The 16,286-nt window shown below is 66.3% G+C and carries 8 protein-coding genes, 1 tRNA gene and 7 pseudogenes; 4 read left to right on the top strand and 12 right to left on the bottom strand.

Annotated elements, in window-relative coordinates; genetic code table 11:
- Positions 1 to 81 precede the first annotated feature (81 nt).
- The gene (locus tag NHF48_RS17555) at positions 82 to 435 is read left to right on the top strand and encodes a hypothetical protein (RefSeq protein WP_253071821.1); all 354 of its coding nucleotides are present in this window, start codon (positions 82 to 84) and stop codon (positions 433 to 435) included.
- Positions 436 to 501: 66 nt separating this feature from the next.
- Here NHF48_RS17555 and NHF48_RS26150 read toward each other — a convergent pair.
- The 5 genes and pseudogenes from NHF48_RS26150 to NHF48_RS17530 form a co-directional block, all read right to left on the bottom strand.
- A pseudogene (locus NHF48_RS26150) lies at positions 502 to 639 on the bottom strand (hypothetical protein); the annotation flags it as partial.
- Positions 640 to 873: 234 nt separating this feature from the next.
- The gene (locus tag NHF48_RS17545; RefSeq protein WP_263816919.1) at positions 874 to 1,107 is read right to left on the bottom strand and encodes a hypothetical protein; all 234 of its coding nucleotides are present in this window, start codon (positions 1,105 to 1,107) and stop codon (positions 874 to 876) included.
- Positions 1,108 to 1,165: 58 nt separating this feature from the next.
- Positions 1,166 to 1,687, bottom strand: coding sequence for a hypothetical protein (locus tag NHF48_RS17540; RefSeq protein WP_253071818.1), 522 nt, complete (start codon positions 1,685 to 1,687; stop codon positions 1,166 to 1,168).
- Entirely contained in the window at positions 1,684 to 2,859 is a 1,176-nt protein-coding gene (locus NHF48_RS17535; protein WP_253071817.1) for a M48 family metalloprotease, read from the bottom strand. The genes NHF48_RS17540 and NHF48_RS17535 overlap by 4 nt, the downstream gene beginning before the upstream one ends.
- 703 nt (positions 2,860 to 3,562) lie before the next feature.
- A tRNA-Ser gene (locus NHF48_RS17530) sits at positions 3,563 to 3,655 on the bottom strand.
- A gap of 284 nt (positions 3,656 to 3,939) precedes the next feature.
- On the opposite strand from NHF48_RS17530, the pseudogene NHF48_RS17525 reads away from it, so the two are divergent.
- Positions 3,940 to 4,725 (top strand): annotated as a pseudogene (locus NHF48_RS17525) (DUF1134 domain-containing protein).
- Between the two features lie 182 nt (positions 4,726 to 4,907).
- Positions 4,908 to 5,255, top strand: a complete 348-nt coding sequence (locus tag NHF48_RS17520; protein WP_253071816.1) for a hypothetical protein — start codon at positions 4,908 to 4,910, stop codon at positions 5,253 to 5,255.
- Between the two features lie 128 nt (positions 5,256 to 5,383).
- On the opposite strand, the pseudogene pyrC reads toward NHF48_RS17520, so the two are convergent.
- A pseudogene (gene pyrC / locus NHF48_RS17515) lies at positions 5,384 to 6,417 on the bottom strand (dihydroorotase).
- Between the two features lie 133 nt (positions 6,418 to 6,550).
- On the opposite strand from pyrC, the gene ygfZ reads away from it, so the two are divergent.
- Positions 6,551 to 7,288 carry a CAF17-like 4Fe-4S cluster assembly/insertion protein YgfZ gene (gene ygfZ, locus NHF48_RS17510; RefSeq protein ID WP_253071815.1) on the top strand — a complete coding sequence of 246 codons (738 nt, stop codon included), beginning with the start codon at positions 6,551 to 6,553 and terminating at the stop codon, positions 7,286 to 7,288.
- A 5-nt stretch (positions 7,289 to 7,293) separates the two neighbouring features.
- Here the strand turns inward: ygfZ and NHF48_RS17505 are convergent, their stop codons facing one another.
- From NHF48_RS17505 to NHF48_RS17475, 6 genes and pseudogenes are all read right to left on the bottom strand, one after another.
- On the bottom strand, positions 7,294 to 8,112 hold the full coding sequence (locus tag NHF48_RS17505; RefSeq protein WP_253072471.1) for a shikimate 5-dehydrogenase: 819 nt from the start codon (positions 8,110 to 8,112) through the stop codon (positions 7,294 to 7,296).
- A 575-nt stretch (positions 8,113 to 8,687) separates the two neighbouring features.
- Positions 8,688 to 9,810, bottom strand: a pseudogene (locus NHF48_RS17500) (OmpA family protein).
- 119 nt (positions 9,811 to 9,929) lie between these two features.
- A complete protein-coding gene (locus NHF48_RS17495; protein ID WP_253071814.1) occupies positions 9,930 to 10,433 on the bottom strand; it encodes a DUF2793 domain-containing protein in 504 nt (167 codons plus the stop codon).
- Positions 10,434 to 10,455: 22 nt separating this feature from the next.
- A pseudogene (locus NHF48_RS17490) lies at positions 10,456 to 12,620 on the bottom strand (phage tail protein).
- Between the two features lie 367 nt (positions 12,621 to 12,987).
- Positions 12,988 to 13,808 (bottom strand): annotated as a pseudogene (locus NHF48_RS17480) (DUF2163 domain-containing protein).
- A 154-nt stretch (positions 13,809 to 13,962) separates the two neighbouring features.
- Positions 13,963 to 16,243: pseudogene (locus NHF48_RS17475) on the bottom strand (DUF2460 domain-containing protein).
- Between the last annotated feature and the right edge of the window lie 43 nt (positions 16,244 to 16,286).

The following is a 16,286-nucleotide window of genomic DNA, read 5'->3' as shown; positions in this document are numbered from 1 at the left end:
TGCGTCAGGTCGATCTCCCACGAGAACCGGTGACCTTCGCCGCCGGCCAGCGCGAAGGACGTCGCTTCGGCCTCCGCCGCCATGCGATCGGGCCGTGGCGGCATCGCCGCCCCCCACCGCAATCCGTTGGGGCAGCGGGCTCGGCTTCACGTATTTCTCGAACAGCGCGAGCCCGAGCGGCCGGTAATCGTCGCGATCGTAGCTGAATTCGGGTCGCGTGATCCCCTGGCTGCCGGCCGTCGCGCCGCGTCGACGCTGGAACACACGCAACCGCTGGACGGCCTTCTGATGGATCAGCTGGATTTCCGGCTTGGTCTTCAACGCGAGCGCCACGCCGGGCTCGGTGCGCTGGATCTGCGCGAGCAGGTCCGCCTGGATTTCCGCAATCGACGTCTGCGACAGGTCGACCCGCTCGGGCAGCTGGATATCGTATAGCTGCCGCAGGTAATGGCGAAGCGCCGGGTTGAACTCAGCCTCGGTGTCGGCAATCTGCAACGAATATTGATCGCGCACGCCCTTCTGCTTGGCGACCTCGACCGGCAGCCACAGCAACGGCGACTGGATGCGCTCGTCCGGCGACTCCTTCCAGATTGTGCCAATGCAGATAAGCGACGACGAGCCGGAGATGGCTGAAGCCATATTCGGCGCGATCACGGCGCGTCTCCTGAATGACCCGGTCGAACGCCGATGGCAGGTAGGGCTGGTCCTCGAACCGCAACCATTTCGCGAGGCTGACCTTGCCGCCCAGCACCTCGGCGGCGAACTTGCCATCCCAGGTGCAGAGCTGCTCGGCACGGATCGATTCGAGGCGTATCACCATCGGTACGCTGGCGACGGTCAGGTTCACCGTCGCCTGGGTCGGGCGGAAATGGATCAGGCGGTTGCGGCGCGAGAGGTCGAACAGACGATCGCGCAGATGCGCGAGGACAGCCGCGCGGCGGCTCGGCCGACGCCGATCGCCCCCGCCAGAACGCGGTTCACATCCAGCCCGACCGGCTGATCGCGATAGTCTTCCAGCCGGCTTGCCGCCACGATCAGGTCGCTGGCGCGTTCGTGCCGGTTGAGCGCGGTCATCTCGCCGATCAGCGACGCGATCACCGGATGCAACGCGCCGTTGAGCCTGAACAGATTGCCCTGGTCGGCGGAGAAGCGCCTGACGTCGGTCTCATCGTTGAAGTCGAGCCCGCACGCGAGGCTGGCAAGGATCAGTCCGATCGAGAAGATATCGGTCTGCTCGTCGTGATGGCCGACCTGCTCCTCCCAACTCCGATAGCCGATTTGGTATGCGGGGTTCACCGCTTCCCGCAGGTCGGCATCCGGCCTTTCCCCATCCGGAGCTGCCGGCGCGCAGATCGTCGACTTGCGATCCCGTCTCGATGTCGGTGGTCACGCGGTATTCGCCGACCACCCGCAACGCCGACGAGACGCGCGGCTGCGCAGCACGGATGCCCGCTTCGTTCAGTTGCGGCGGACGCCCATCGGGGCGGCCGAGCGCGAGTTCGCCATCACGATCGACCACCGCCTCGTCGCCAAGCTCCGCGACCAGTCCGCGCGCGTGCAAAGCGCCGACCTCGCGCATCAACGGCAGCACCGCGCGCAACAGATCCTCGGACGGCACGCTACCGCCATCGGCGGCCAGACGCTGGCGCAGCGTAACGACGGGCTGCATCGAGACGGGCTGGGTCATGCGGAAACCTTGTCGAGCGGCGCGAGGAGGCGGGTGATCGCTTGGCGGTTCATCTTGAGATCGCGCTTGAGCGCCTCGCGAAACGCAGCGAGCCCGTCATAGTCCTGGGCGAGCCGGGCACCGGCCACGAGCATCGCATCGCGGTCGTCGGGATCGGCCATCGCCAGATCGAAGCTGAGCGCGATCAGATACTCGCGCGTTGCCGCATCGATCCTGGCCGGAGCCAGCGCGGCGGCGTCGATCGGTGTCTCGTCGGGTCCCCAGTCTGGGAAGTAGCGCCGCAGCTGCGCCGCTACCGCCTCGCCCCCCGCCGCCGGGTCCTTGGCAAGCTTGGCAAGAACGGCGCGCGTCATCGCGGTCATGTCCTGCTGTCGCAGCAGGTCCAGCGTCGCGATCGACAGCGGCCCGCGGATGCGTTCGGTCAGCCAGTCCTCCAGATCGACGTCCGCCCGCCACCATTTGTCGAGCGCCTGCGCGCGCAGGAATATCTCCGGATGCGTGACGCCCTCCGCCACCGGCTTGGTCGTCTCGAGTTCGGCCGCCTGTCGCAGATACGCCTCGGCGTCGACGCTCAGCAAGCCGGTCATCGTCTTGACCAACGTCGCGATCGCGGGTGCGGTGGCGTTTGCGGCAACCGCGCCGCCGCGATCGGCATAGAGCTCGGTGGTAAGCCGGTAGATCCGCGCTGTCTCCGCATGGCTGGGGGCCGCGTTCGGATAGGCCAGCACATGATCGAGGACCGTGGTGGCGACGTGATAGATACCGCCCTCGATCGACCAGAGCTTGTAGTGCGCCAGTTCGTGGCCGAACAACGCGACACGCTCCACGCGCGACAGTTTTTCCAGCACGGGGCCGTACAGCACGAGGTGGATTTCACCGGGCACATACCAGAGCGCCGCGTTCATCGTGCTGTCGGGTGCCTGATAGATCGTCACCGGCGCCTCGACCCCCAGCACTGCCAGCACGGCGCGACAATCCTCGTAGATCTCAGGATGCGCCGCGGCGTCGAGCCGGTAATTCTGCCGCAACAGCGTCGCCCGCACCTCTTCGACCTGTTCCCCACGCGTCTCCTGCGCCATCGCCCAAGCCCAGATCTCAGGCTCCGACGTGGTCAGGTATCCGACGACCGCACGATGATACGCAAGCGGCTCGAGTGTTGGTACAACGGTCAAATTCAGTCCCCCGGCTGCCGACACCGTAGGTTCCTGCCAACGTTCGTCCAGCCACGTCTTTCCCGGAACGGACGTTTCCGGTGGGTAAGGGATTTGCGGGAGCTACCGGTATTTGTCTTCGGCTAGATTTAGCGCGCTGATTTGCCGCCTCAGCGTCGTTCCTCACGACGATGCATGGTTCGAAGAAATCTGCGTCGGGAACCGACCGGCAGTGCAGATCCCTCGACAAGGCAGCATCGTCGAATAGCGCGAAAACCTTCAAAAGAACGAGTCAGCCAATGGCCGCCGTCTAATCACAAACGCTATAAGCATGTTTGAAAGATATCCGTCATCAGTCCTCGGCAATCAGTCGACGCAGTTACGGACATCCAACGGCAGTTATGAGTACCCCGCTCTAAATGTCGCCTATAACAATTCCGGATGCCGGTTTGGTACCGCCACGCTATCTACGAGCAAGGTAATCTCAAGGACGGCATCGACCGCCCCAGCATGCGGCCCCCCAACTCAACTCCGTCCAGCGCTCGTAACACCCGCTTCAAGCCCGGGCTCTCGAAGCGACGTCAAAAAACGGAGTGGACCAGAGTAGGTGTGTGCCGCAAAACGATTACAGCTTTGCGATACGTGGGCGTTACCAGGAGCAGTCACCGCAGCATTTGAAGCTCGGCGAGATCGCCAGCTAGCAGGGTCGATGCGTTGGCAAAAATGGCGGAGACGGAGGGATTCGAACCCTCGGTACCAGTAAACCCGGTACGGCGGTTTAGCAAACCGCTGGTTTCAGCCACTCACCCACGTCTCCGGCTGCAGCAGATGCGGGGCTATAGCGAGGGTAGGCGGAAGGGGCAACGCCTGTAATGGCGTCCAGCGCGTTATTCGTCATTCTCTGGATTTAGCCATCTCATGTCCCGGCCTACCCGGCCATTCACTCGAATTAGCCCGAATTCGACAGGCTCGCGCCCATCGTTCATTGCACGGCAAGCCCTGCGCTGGTTAACTCGTGGCTCAGGGGTTAACTCGTGGCGCAGCGGTTGACCGCCCTGCTTCGGGGTGACTCCCGTGTTTGCGATGGGTTTGGGGATCGACATGCGTAGCTTCTGGCTTGGCCTTGGTGCCATTGCGACGGCCGTTTGCGGGAGTGCCGTGGGTGGCGCGGCGAGCGCGTCCGCGCAGGTCCGCACGATTGATCCCAATCAGGCGATCGATGGCGATCTCGCGCCGCGCGCCTATCAGCCCCCTCGCGTCCGCAGGCCACCACGCAGCCGTCGCGCCCGGCCGCACCGGACCCCGCCTATCCGGAGACCCCGGTCCAGGACTCCGCGCCGCCCGTCACGACGACCACCACACGCCCCCCGGAGACGCGCGCCGAGGCGACGATGCAGGCCGCCGACACCTATGAGCGCGACGATCTGCTAGCGGCGGGCGAAGGTGTGTTCGGCAAGGGCGCCGCGGGGCTCGGCGGCATTCTCGAGAATATCCTCAAGGACCAGGGTCAGCCCAACGCGTACATCGCCGGGCGAGAGGCGTCGGGCGCGTTCATCCTCGGTGTCCGCTACGGTTCGGGGATCATGAGCCACAAGGTCGAGGGGCCAGCAGCCGGTCTACTGGACCGGTCCGTCGGTCGGCTTCGACGTCGGCGGCGACGCGAACAAGGTCTTCGTGCTGGTCTACAACCTCTACGACACCGAAGAACTCTACAAACGCTTCCCCGCCGTCGAAGGCCGGCTGTACCTGGTCGGCGGTTTCGCCGCGACCTATCTCCGCCGCGGCAACGTCGTCCTGATCCCGATCCGTCTGGGCGTCGGCTGGCGCGCGGGCGTCAACGTCGGGTATATGAACATCACCCACAAGAGCAGGTGGCTGCCGTTTTAGGCGCAGTCGGGCAGCCGGCCACGCCCGGCTGACTCCGACAAGCCCGGCCGGCGGGGCAAGGCCCCGTCCGACGACGTGGGCTTTGCCCACGGCGCGCGCCAAACAACGACTTGGCTCGTGGCGCGATTCGAAAGCCAAGCCCAAAAGTTGACGCCCGCCCCGCAAGCGCTACCCCCCGGCAAATGGCAAAACCCGACCGCCTCGCCCGTCTAGATGCCCAGCGCGAAGACCTCGAAACCGAATACCGCGACACCCTCCTCGCAGCGCTCGAAAAAACCGCCGCCGGTTCGCTGGGCCTGTTCGACCGTACCCCGGACCGCCGAGTCCGCGCCGCGATCGCGCCGACGATCGACGCGCTCACTGAGATGGGCACCGACATCGACTCCATGCGCGACCGCCTGATGCTTGAGCCGTTCGCGCTCCACCGCGACTTCTTCGCCGCGCGAGGCCCAGTCAGCGCCAGCGCAGTCGGCGAGCAGAAGGAAGCGCGGCTGTGGCTCGATCGGTTGAAGGCGGGCCTGCAGCCGTAGATCCCAGCCGCCCGTCATCCTGACGAAGTCAGGATCCAGAGCCACAAACGCCGACATGCATGGCTCTGGATCCTGGGTCGAGCCCAGGATGACGGAACGTTGGGGACATACTGCGATCGGAGGTAATTTTACTCCTCGAACCGCCACCCGACATTAGTCCCCGCCAGGAACGGCACCACCGCCGAATCCCCGCGCCAATCGACGTCGGCACCTCGGCGTCGCCGCGCACCAACGTCACCGTCCCCTCGTTCAGCGGCAATCCGTAGAACCGCGCGCCATGCTCCGACGCGAACCCCTCGAACTTGTCGAGCGCGCCCTCCTCGTCGAACACGCGCAGATACGCCTCCAGCGCGAACGGTGCGTTGAAGATTCCCGCGCACCCGCACCCGGATTCCTTCGCCCCGACGACATGCGGCGCGCTGTCCGTCCCCAGGAAGAACCGCGGCGACCCCGATACCGCCGCCCGCCGCACCGCCTGCCGATGCGTCTCGCGCTTCAACACGGGCAGGCAATAGGCGTGCGGACGAAGCCCACCGTCGAACAGCGCGTTGCGGTTGATCAGCAGATGCTGCGGCGTGATCGTCGCCGCGATTGGGTGATCCGCCTCGGCCACGAACGCCGCCGCCTCGGCCGTCGTGATATGCTCCAGCACGATCTTCAGCCCTGGATAGTCGCGCACCAGCGGCGTCAGCACACGCTCGACGAACACTGCCTCGCGGTCGAAGATGTCGATCGACTTGTCGGTCACCTCGCCGTGGATCAGCAGCGGCATGCCAATCCGCTGCAACGTCTCCAGCACAGCCGTCAGCGCGCGAATATCGGTGACGCCGTGCGCCGAATTGGTCGTCGCATGCGCGGGGTACAACTTGCACGCGGTGAACACGCCCTCGGTATAGCCACGCTCGAGCTCGACCGGATCGGTGCCGTCGGTGAGGTAGCACGTCATCAGCGGCGCGAACGCGGCGTCCCCAACCGCCGTCATGATCCGACCGCGGTACGCCTGCGCCGCCGCGATCGAGGTCACCGGCGGGGTCAGGTTCGGCATGATGATCGCACGCGCGAACTGCCGCGCGGTATGCCCAGCCACCGCCTCCAGCATCGCGCCATCGCGCAGGTGGACGTGCCAGTCATCGGGGCGGCGGATCGTGAGGCGGTCGGTCATGCCGCCTTCCTATCGGCGCACGTGCCCCGACGCCAGACGGACGAACACGGGTTTTCGTCGCATGGGCGGATGCGGCCTTCGGTCGGGATCATACCTTGGTTGGAAATCGCCGCGCACGCACTAGGTGGTACGGATGAACACTGATCCCCCCGGAACGATGCTCGCCGACCGCAGCGTGATCCGCGTCGCCGGCGAAGACGTACGCGGCTTCCTGCAGGGGTTGGTCACCGCCGACACGGCGCTGCTGACGCCCGACGCACCCGCCTGGGCGGCGTTGCTGTCGCCGCAAGGCAAGGTGCTGTTCGACTTCATCCTGTGGGCGGACGGCACCGACGTGCTGATCGACATCGAGGCCGCGCAAGCCGAAGCGTTGACGAAGCGTCTCTCGCTCTACCGCCTGCGCCGCGCAATCACATTCGCGCTCGACGATCTCGCAGTCCATTGGGCACCGGAAGGCGACCGCGGCGTTCCCGACCCTCGCCTTGCGGACCTGGGCCGCCGGTGGCTGGGACCGCCCGCCGACCCGGCAACCGACTGGCACGCGCATCGCCTGTCGCTCGGGGTGACCGAAGGCGTCGGCGAACTCGGCGCGGGCGAGACGCTCTGGCTCGAATGCAACGCGCGCGAACTGAACGGCGTCAGCTTCACCAAGGGGTGTTACGTTGGCCAGGAGAACACCGCACGGATGCACCATCGCTCGAAGGTCAACCGCCGGCTGATCGTCGCGCCGTTCACCGAACCCAGCGGACGGACACGCGTGACCTATCCCGAACTCAGCCTGATGGTAGAGCATCGCCGCGTCGAATCGCTTGGCGACGCCATCGTTGCGCCCTGGCTGGCCACGGCGCTAACCGATACGCCCACCGACTGACTCGCTCACGGATGCGCGCGCGCCCAGTCCGCAGCGTCCGTTACCTGAGCCAGCGACGGCGTCACGCCCGTATACAGCACGAACTGCTGCAACGCCTGGAGCGTGGCCACGTCGGCCCCGGTGATGCAACGCTTGCCTGCTTCGCCCGCAGCTTTCAGGAACGGCGTCGCGACCGGATATTGCACCACGTCGAACGCTACGGTGCAGGCCGCGATCATCGCGTGCGGAAAGGCCAGTACATCGGCATCCGGCCCAACCATCCCGCGCGGCGTAGCGTTGACGAGCAACGCCCCCTCACCTTCCGCTTCCGCCGTCCAGACAAAACCATAGCGATCCGCGATCGCGCGCCCGGCCGCTTCGTTCCGCGCGACGACGGTGCCACCCCGAAATCCGCTGTCGCCGAGCGCTGCCACGACCGCCTTCGCCATCCCGCCGGATCCCTGCACCACGAACGGCATCGCCCGATCGAGATCCGCAACCAGATCGACGACCGCGCCGTAATCGGTGTTGTGCCCGGTGAGCACGCCGTCGTCGTTGACAATCGTATTCACGCTGTCGATCGCGCTCGCCGACTGCGCCAACTCGTCGAGCAGCGGGATCACCGCCTCCTTGAACGGCATCGAGATCGCGCACCCGCGAATGTCGAGCGCCCTGATCCCGCCGATCGCCGCTTCCAAGTCCGTGGTCGAGAACGACTTGTAGACGAAATCCAGCCCGGTCAGCTCGTAGAGCCGGTTATGAAACCGCGACCCGAAATTCCCCGGCCGCGCCGACAACGACATGCACAGCCGCGTGTCCCGACCAATCAGCGGTTTCATCTGCATCTCCTCGCTAAGTCCGCTCTCACTATAGTCGCGAGCCGCCACGGTGAAGCGTCGATAGATGTGTTCACGCGAAGGCGCGAAGGCGCAAAGATGTCGGCCCCAGCCAAGCGCTGCGCCTCCCGCCCTCGCGACAGCACTAAAAATCCCATGAGAAGGCGACCAACGCCGCCACCGGCAAACCCTCTTCGCGCCTTTGCGCCTTCGCGTGAATACATCGACGCTCCGCCAAACACCGCCGTCGCGAAAGGCCCGGGCGTTGATTTTGTTCGCGCGGAGGCGCGGAGCCGCGGAGAGTAAGAAGCCGGCTTGGTTAGCGCGTTCCGCCATCGCCCCGCCTTGGCGAAGCCGATCATCCAAAGCCGCATTCGCGGATGCGCTTACCCGGAACGATTCATCTCCGCCCTTACTCTCCGCGCCTCCGCGCCTCCGCGCGAACAAAATCAACCCTCGCCCAATCCAAGAACCTTCGCGATCGGCCCCTGTGCGCGAAGCACAAAAAGAAAGGGAGGCCGGCTTGCGCCGACCTCCCCCAATCTTCATTCCGTAACCGACCCGAGAGCCGGTTGGCGAAAGTCTTACTGGCCCGAACCCGGACCGTAGGTGACTTCCACGCGACGGTTCTGCACTTCGCGAACGCCATCGGCGGTCTCGACGCGCGGACGGCTCTCGCCGAATGCTTCCGTCGAGATGACGCTGTCCGGGATGGCATGCGAAGACAGGTATGCCTTCACGCCATCTGCGCGGCGCTGCGACAGACCGACGTTGTACGATGCCGAACCCGACTTATCGGCGTGACCTGCCAGCATGACCTGTGCGTTGCCGCACGACTGGTACTGCGTGACGGCGTTGTCGAGGATCGACGCTGCCTCAGGCGTGATGTCCGACTTGTCCCATTCGAAGAACACGATGAACGGACCAGGCGAGCAGACGACTTCGACCGGCGCAGGCGGCGGAGGAGGAGCGACTGGCTCAGGCGGCGGCGGCGGCGGCGGCGGCGGTGGAGCAGCAGGCTCGCCGAAGTTGTACGTCACACCACCAAGGATGCTGTGCGAACGATAGCGACCGTCGAACACGCGGTTCGAAACGTCGACCAGCTTGACGTTCTCGGCATTGAAGAAACGATACTTCAGCGTAGCGTCGATGTGGTCGGTCAGCGGTGCACGGATACCGGCCAGGCCCTGATACGCGAACACGGTGTCCGGAGTCGTTCAGGAAGTCGCCGTTGTTGTTGAGAGCGTACTGCGCCTTGACGCGAGCAACACCAACACCACCGCCGACGAAGCCCTGGATGCCATCGTCCGGACCGAAGTCCAGAAGGCCGTTCAGCATGAAGCTGAGCGCCGACGACGAACCACCAGCGTAGTCGTAGTTGTTTGCACCCGCGTTGCCGCGAACGCCGGTTGCACCGAACACTGGCGTGGTCGTCGACGACGAGTAGCCGTCCACGGTTGCCTTACGGTAGCCAACTTCGGTTTCCAGACGGAAACCACCAAAGTCGTAACCCATGACCGCATCGACGTCATAACCATAGTCATGATCGACCGAACCGGCCTTATTCAGGTTGCCGATATCATAATCGATATCTTCAACGATCATCGCACCGCCTTCGACGCCAACGTACCACGACTTGTCGCGGGCGAGGGCGGGAGTGGCAAGTGCGGTGGAGGCGAGTGCCAGAACGACGGCAAGCTTCCGCATATAAATCCCCTTTCATGAGTGTCACACGGACATCGCAAACTCCCTATCCTCGGGCTTGTTTCCACGCAAGCTGACAAAAGTTAGAAGTGTTGCTGGAACGACACAGTTTTCAGGGTGTTCTAGACGGAAATCAATCCGTGCCCCCGCAATGCTGCCAATATGGCACCAATCGTCGCTCTCGACTGCACGTCGACGACGGTGCCACCGGTCGGGTCGGGAACCGCCGGACGACGCGAACCCACCACGTCGACTCCGCCGATCGAGACCTTGGTTCCGGCCAGTACCCCCAGCGTCCACGCGCCCGCACCGAACCGCGCCGACTGTCCATCGGCAATGCTCCACACCGCCATGCCCTCGCGCGGCACCAGGAAACGCCACCCGCTTGCCGTCCACCCGGCGATCGCTCGCGCCTGCCCCGCCCAGCCACCGGTGGGCGCGGTCCCGACGATCCACGCGCTGCCCGCGGTCGGCGCGACCGGCGGCACGTTGGTTCCCACTGCCGTCACGCTCGCCTGCACCGCGAGATCCAACAATGTCAGCGCCTCGTTATGCGTCGCTTCCTTTTGCGCCTGCCCAGGCTGCAACAACGGCAGTGCCAGACGCGCTGTGCGGTCGTCGCTCATAATTCGTTCCCCCGTTGGTGAATCACGCCGGTACGATCAGGGGCGGTACGATCAGGTCCGCCGCGAGCGACTCTCCGAACACGCCACGCTGCCGGACTGCGATGCTTATGGAACCGATGCGTTCCGCCGCCGTGATCGAGACAAAGGGTTCCGCCACATCGACATCGCGCGAGGTTCCGCCGGCCGTCACGGTCACCCGGTACGCCTCGACCTCCTCGGCCAGCGGCGCATCGACCCCGTCGATCCAGCGCCACCCCGCCCTGCTTCGCCGTGTCCAGCGTACCGTGGCACTACCATCGGCTTCGCTCGCAAATCGCAGATGCACCGGCGAGGGCGGCACCACCGAAGCCCCGCGCATCACGCACCGCGTCTCGACCGGCGCATCATCGCCGACGCCGGACGCGATCACACGAACCTCGCGCCCCAGCACCGACACCGGCAAGTCGAACGCCCGGGCCGCCCCCGCCTCGAGCAACACGAACCGCTCCCCAACCATCTGCACGCCAGTCGCAGCCTCGGTTCCCCGCCGCCCACGCAGCAACCGGCTCAACCGCCACCGCGCCGCGCCCAGCGGTTCCGCCCGACCGAACTGCACCAGCTCGTCGCCCAGCAGAGCCAAATTCACGCCCCGATCCAGCGCCGCCGCATCTGCATCGCCCAGCTCCATCTCCGCATGCGCAAGAACCACCTCGAACGCTCCCCGCAGATCGACAAGCGTCGCCGGTGCGCCGGGCGCCACAACCGCAATCGTCCCAAGCACCCCAGGCGCCGCCGTCGCCCCGGCCGCCACCCAACTCACCCCATCATCAACGCTGTAAAGCAAAGCCGCCTGCCGCCACGCCGCCCCCGTACCGGCCGCAACCACCGTCATCCGCGGCGCGCTCAACGGAGCATCCCCCAACCCGGGAACCTCGAACGCGCGCACGATCGTCGTCCCGACGACCGCATCCACCGCCCCCGAAACCCGTCCGCTCGTCGCAGTCGCCGGCAGCGAAGCCACCACCAGCGGCACCAGCCCCAGCGTCGTCACCATTGCCTCGATGTTCACATCGGCCACCCGCCAGACGCCGCCCTCGCCAGCAATCGTCACGCAAGCCCCCGGCGCAATCGCCATCGCCTCGAACCCGGCCGCAATCGTCCGCCGCACCCGCCCAGCCTCAGCCCGCGCGAGCATCGCCTCCGCCACAGTCTTCGCCGCGCCCGCCTCCAGCACCGCCGGCACCTCGACGCGATCGTCACGCACGCCAGCCCCCGGCCGCCGCGCCCGCTGCACGCCCGCCTGATAATCCCGCGCCGCATCATAATACCCAACCGTCATCGTCCGCGGCACCGTCTCGATCGCCGCCACAGCCCGAGCCCGCCGCACGCCCCTCCCCTCAACCGCAAACCCCTCGTCCGCCACGACAACGGTAGTCGCCGCCGCATCCCGCATCACCAACCCGGCTCCGGAAGGCGCAAACCATGCCCCACCAGCCTGCCCCAGCATCTCCAGCACCGCCCGAACGCTCCCACCCGACGCCGCAAACCCGCCGACCGCTAGCGCCGCCGTCCCCGAAACCTCCCCCGCCAGCACCTTCGCGATCGTCGACACCAGCATCTGCCCCTCGTCCGCGATCACCTCGAACGTCAGCGAAGGAATCCGATTCCCGAAATCCGCGAGCTGCAACATCTCGAACACGGCATAAGCCGCCCCCCGATACGCCGGTGTCGCCGCACCCTCCGCCGACGCGATCAACGGATCCACCGCCTGATCCTCACCCCCCAAAGATGTAACCGAAACCCGGTTGCCATCTTAAAGTCCCCAGCGGCCCCCCGCAGCAGTTTCCCCTCAGCCCAGATCCGCCCCACGCCGCGGATAGCGCGAGCCGACAACAGCACCGCAAAAGACGCCGCATAGGAATAGGTGGACGTGCTCGGCTGCCCCTTGCCCGAGCGAGACGAAGCCCGACTCTCGATCAGGTCGGTCGCCCAGATCACCGTCCCCGCCACGCGCATCGTCCCGAACAGCTTCGGGATCTGCGCTCCATAGGACGAGGTCTGCACCGCCAGCTCGACCAGCCGCGGCCCCTCCCGCCGCTTCGGCGCGAACAGCGCGTGATCCACCGACTGCCCGATCAACGCGCCGATCGCGCCCCCGATCGGCCCGCCCACCGCGCTCCCCACGGCCGTCAATACCAAGGTCGCCATGTCACCCCCCATCCGCCACACACCGAGCACCGGCCATGGCGGCATCCCCGGCCGCTCCACCACGCGCCGCAACCCCGCGTCCGCGTGCACGAACCCGCCCACCGTCCTGATCCCAAGATGAACCTGCCCCGGCCCCGCCGCCATCAACAGCACGTCGCCCGCCTCAGCCTCGGCAACCCGCACCAGCATCCGATCGAGCAAACCCCAATCGCCCCCCGCAGCGCATACCCGCTCGGAACGTCGCCGAGATAACCACCCGCCCGAAGCGCCAACGCGACCAGCCCGACACAATCGAGCCCGTCCGCCCCCCGCCCATGCAACCGAAACCGAGTCCCCACCGCAGCAACGGCAGCCGCCGCAATCCGGCTCAAGCCCCAGGATATCGCGTCAGCAGATCGATCCCCGGCAGATACGGCTCCCCCGAAAGTTCAGCACATTCTCGAATCGCCCCGCACAGGTGGCCAAACTCTTGTCACACCCCTCAACGACCTCAACCAACACCCCCGCCTCCACGACGAACGAAGGCACCGCCCGCAACGTAACCGCCGCCCCGGCGCCCCGCGCAACAGCACTCTCCAACCCACAATTCGCGCCCCCCGAACCACCGCAGCAGCCCACCCCCAAGCCCCTCCGCGCTCGAGTCCAGCGTCACCACCGCCCCCCACGCACGCGACCACCCGAGCAAACCGCCGCCGCCCCGCCATCGCCACCCGACACCGCCGATCCCCCAGCTCCGCCCGACACTCCGGCGAAGTCTCCTCCACCACCGGCCGATCCAGCGCCGCACTCGCCCCCCGCAACTCGGCCGTGAACCCGCCATCCCCCAACTCGACCGCCCCGATCACGCCCTCACCCAACTCGACGCGAGAAACCGGATCGGTCCAGTCCACAGCGAACAGCACCACCCGAGCCCCATCCCAGCGCCCGCTGAGCAAATCCCGCTCGCCAATCGCGGTGCTCGTCAAAGCCCCCCGCCACATCCATAGTATCCGCCTCCAGCCCCTCACTCCGCTGAATCGCCGAAGGCGTCATCCCCGGCGCAGCCCGGTGCACCAGCCCGTCCACCACCAGGTCCCGGTCATGCGCGGTCAAGCCCACCGCCACCCCATCCCGCCGCTCGATCCGCCAGCACAAGGCGATCGTAGCCAGCTCAGTATCCAGAAACATGAGCGTCTCCTCCGAAAGCATACCCTCGCCCCTGCGGGGAGAGGGAGGGGCCCGCGCGCCCCTTCCGCGTGGGAGGGAGAGGGGAGTGAGGCTAGGGACACAAATCCCAACCACCCCTCACCCTCCCGTCGCCAAGCGGCTCCTCCTTCCCTCTCCCCAGCGGGGAGAGGGGAAACTAAGCCTCCCGAACCTCAACCAGCGGCACACTCGCCGCCACCCCAGCCAGAAACGTAGCCCGAGCCACGCTCAACCGATCCTCGGCAAACCGAACCGGCACATCGAACGCGAACCCCGCCGTCACCACAGCCCCAACGGCAGGCGCCACATCCAGCACCACCCACCCCCCAGCCTCGACAGAAAACGCCAAAGTCCCAACGCCCCCCAAAGCCACCGAAACACTCCCCGCAACCGGCCGCGTAATCCGCCGCTCCATCGCCCCATACGACTTCACCAAAGCAAACCGCCGCAAGACCCCATCGCCAACCCCGACGACCTCCCCGACAGCATCGAAGTCAAAAAGGATCCCGCAACCGAAACCCCCGCGCCGCCCCCCATCCGCGCCCGAAAGAACGCGAGCAGCACGCCAATATCCGCCTCGCTCCGCAACCCAGGCCCCACATCATACGACGTCCGAGCCTCCGCCCACGCCGCATTTCGCGCTTCCCGCCCCCCGCCACTCGTCAAAATCGCGGTCGAAAACCCCGGCGCCACCTCGGCCTCGCGCCCCAGCGCCAACGGAAACAGCACGTCATCGAAAGCCTCCACGACCTCGTCTCCCCCGGAACTATCGAAATGCACGAACCCATCCCGCATCACCTGCGGCAGCGCCCAGAGGAACGTCTCCGCCACCCCCCGCGCCCGAGCCACCTCGGCGGCCGCCTCGATCAGCCCCCACTCCGCCGCCTGGTCAGGCCGCAACACGAACCCGGATAAGTAGTGCTGCCTCTCCACCGGATACCCCAGCCGCGCAAAAGCCACCGCCACGCCCTCGGCCGACGACGAAGAATCCCCCGCCGTCACCCAGTCGTAATCCTCCAGCTGCAGCACATCGAAGGCCGGACTAGCCCACCCCAAAGGCATGTTCGCCCGCTTCGCCTCCGGCGCCTTCGCCTCCAGCACGGTCGGCAGATACGTCAGCAGATGCGACACGCACCCCGGCGCCTCGGCTTTAGCAGCCGCCACCAGCGCCGCAGTAGACGCCGCCAGGCAAACCCCCCGCCGCATCCAGCGTCGCGATCTGCGCAGGCGTCTTCGACCTACGAATGCTCGCCATCTCGACCGGCGCAAACGCCGCCACCGCGCTCGCATCGTAGAAGCAAGGCCGCCCATCCGGCATCACCCACCACCAAGGCTCGCCCACCTGAAACTTCGGCGCCAACCCCGCCGCGACCGCGATTCCCATGAACGCCCGCGCGACCGCCTGCAGATACCCCATCGCCCCGCCATGCGCCGGCGACAGCAACGTCGAAGGCGGCTCCCACCCCGTCAGCGCCGGCGAGCCATCGGCGGCCCGCTGCTTCCAATCGCCCCAGCAATGCGCGTCGAACAGCTCGTAACTCAGCGACCAGATCACATCGAACCCAAGCGCCTTAGCCCGCCCCGCAAAATCCCAATGCCACGCCGCACAAGCCGCGTTCAAAACGCCCCCAGCCGCCGACACGTAAAACCCGCCCCCAGCCCCCTCGAGCCGGAAATAATGGCTCATGCCCACATAATGCGTGATGCTCCCCCGGTACCCCAGATGCAGCGCATTCCGCAGCAACCGCGCCGGCGTCAGATTATAGCTGTCGTCATACCCCCCCGGCGATCCGGACCCCGTGCTCGGGCACAACGGCATCGCCGATCGCCAGCACCGCCCCCGGCCCCTCGCAGACGAGATCGGTCCACTCGACCCACCCCTCGCGGGGCGCAGCCAGCGGCGCATCGACCTCGGTATACTCCGGCGGCACAACCGACACGAACATCCGGTCGATATCCCCTGCCCACACCGGATCGCCATCCTCGGGCAGGTCATACCCGCCAACCATCGCCGCGAAATCGAGCGAAACGACCGCATCCTCCGGTGCACCCACCGCATAATTCCACAACCGCACATACCAGGACCGAGCCACCCCAGCCGCATCGCGCCCTTCGATCGTCAACGTCGGGCCGTTGATGGCATCCAGCGCCATCACGCCCAAAGACCGCCACCGAAACCGCAGCCGACAGTCCCGAAAATTCCGCGACGTCTCATACTGCAGCAAAGGATGATCGAACCGATCCACCGCCTCCCAGATGACCCCCGCAAGATCATCCGCCCGATAAAACACCGCATCCACCCGCAGGGACGCAGGGCCGGTAGTGACAACCGAAGCCATCATCGGCCGCGGAAAATCCACCGTCCAAAACCGAGGATCGAACCGAGACACAAGCCCCTCGACCTGCACAGTCCGCCCCGAGCAAAGCCAATGCGCCATAAGATCCTCCAACTTTCCCTCGCCCCCTACGGGGAGAGGGGAG

Source organism: Sphingomonas sp. H160509, assembly GCF_024124765.2.
Lineage (GTDB): Bacteria > Pseudomonadota > Alphaproteobacteria > Sphingomonadales > Sphingomonadaceae > Sphingomonas.
Note: the sequence above shows the minus strand (reverse complement) of the source record. Positions and strands in the feature narration are given on the sequence as shown.

Excerpts from the sequence above, each read along its gene's own strand:
- NHF48_RS17555 (WP_253071821.1), top strand. The coding sequence starts at position 82 with ATGCGATCGGGCCGTGGCGGCATCGCCGCCCCCCACCGCAATCCGTTG.
- NHF48_RS17540 (WP_253071818.1), bottom strand. The coding sequence starts at position 1,687 with ATGACCCAGCCCGTCTCGATGCAGCCCGTCGTTACGCTGCGCCAGCGT.
- NHF48_RS17520 (WP_253071816.1), top strand. The coding sequence starts at position 4,908 with ATGGCAAAACCCGACCGCCTCGCCCGTCTAGATGCCCAGCGCGAAGAC.
- ygfZ (WP_253071815.1), top strand. The coding sequence starts at position 6,551 with ATGAACACTGATCCCCCCGGAACGATGCTCGCCGACCGCAGCGTGATC.
- NHF48_RS17505 (WP_253072471.1), bottom strand. The coding sequence starts at position 8,112 with ATGCAGATGAAACCGCTGATTGGTCGGGACACGCGGCTGTGCATGTCG.
- NHF48_RS17495 (WP_253071814.1), bottom strand. The coding sequence starts at position 10,433 with ATGAGCGACGACCGCACAGCGCGTCTGGCACTGCCGTTGTTGCAGCCT.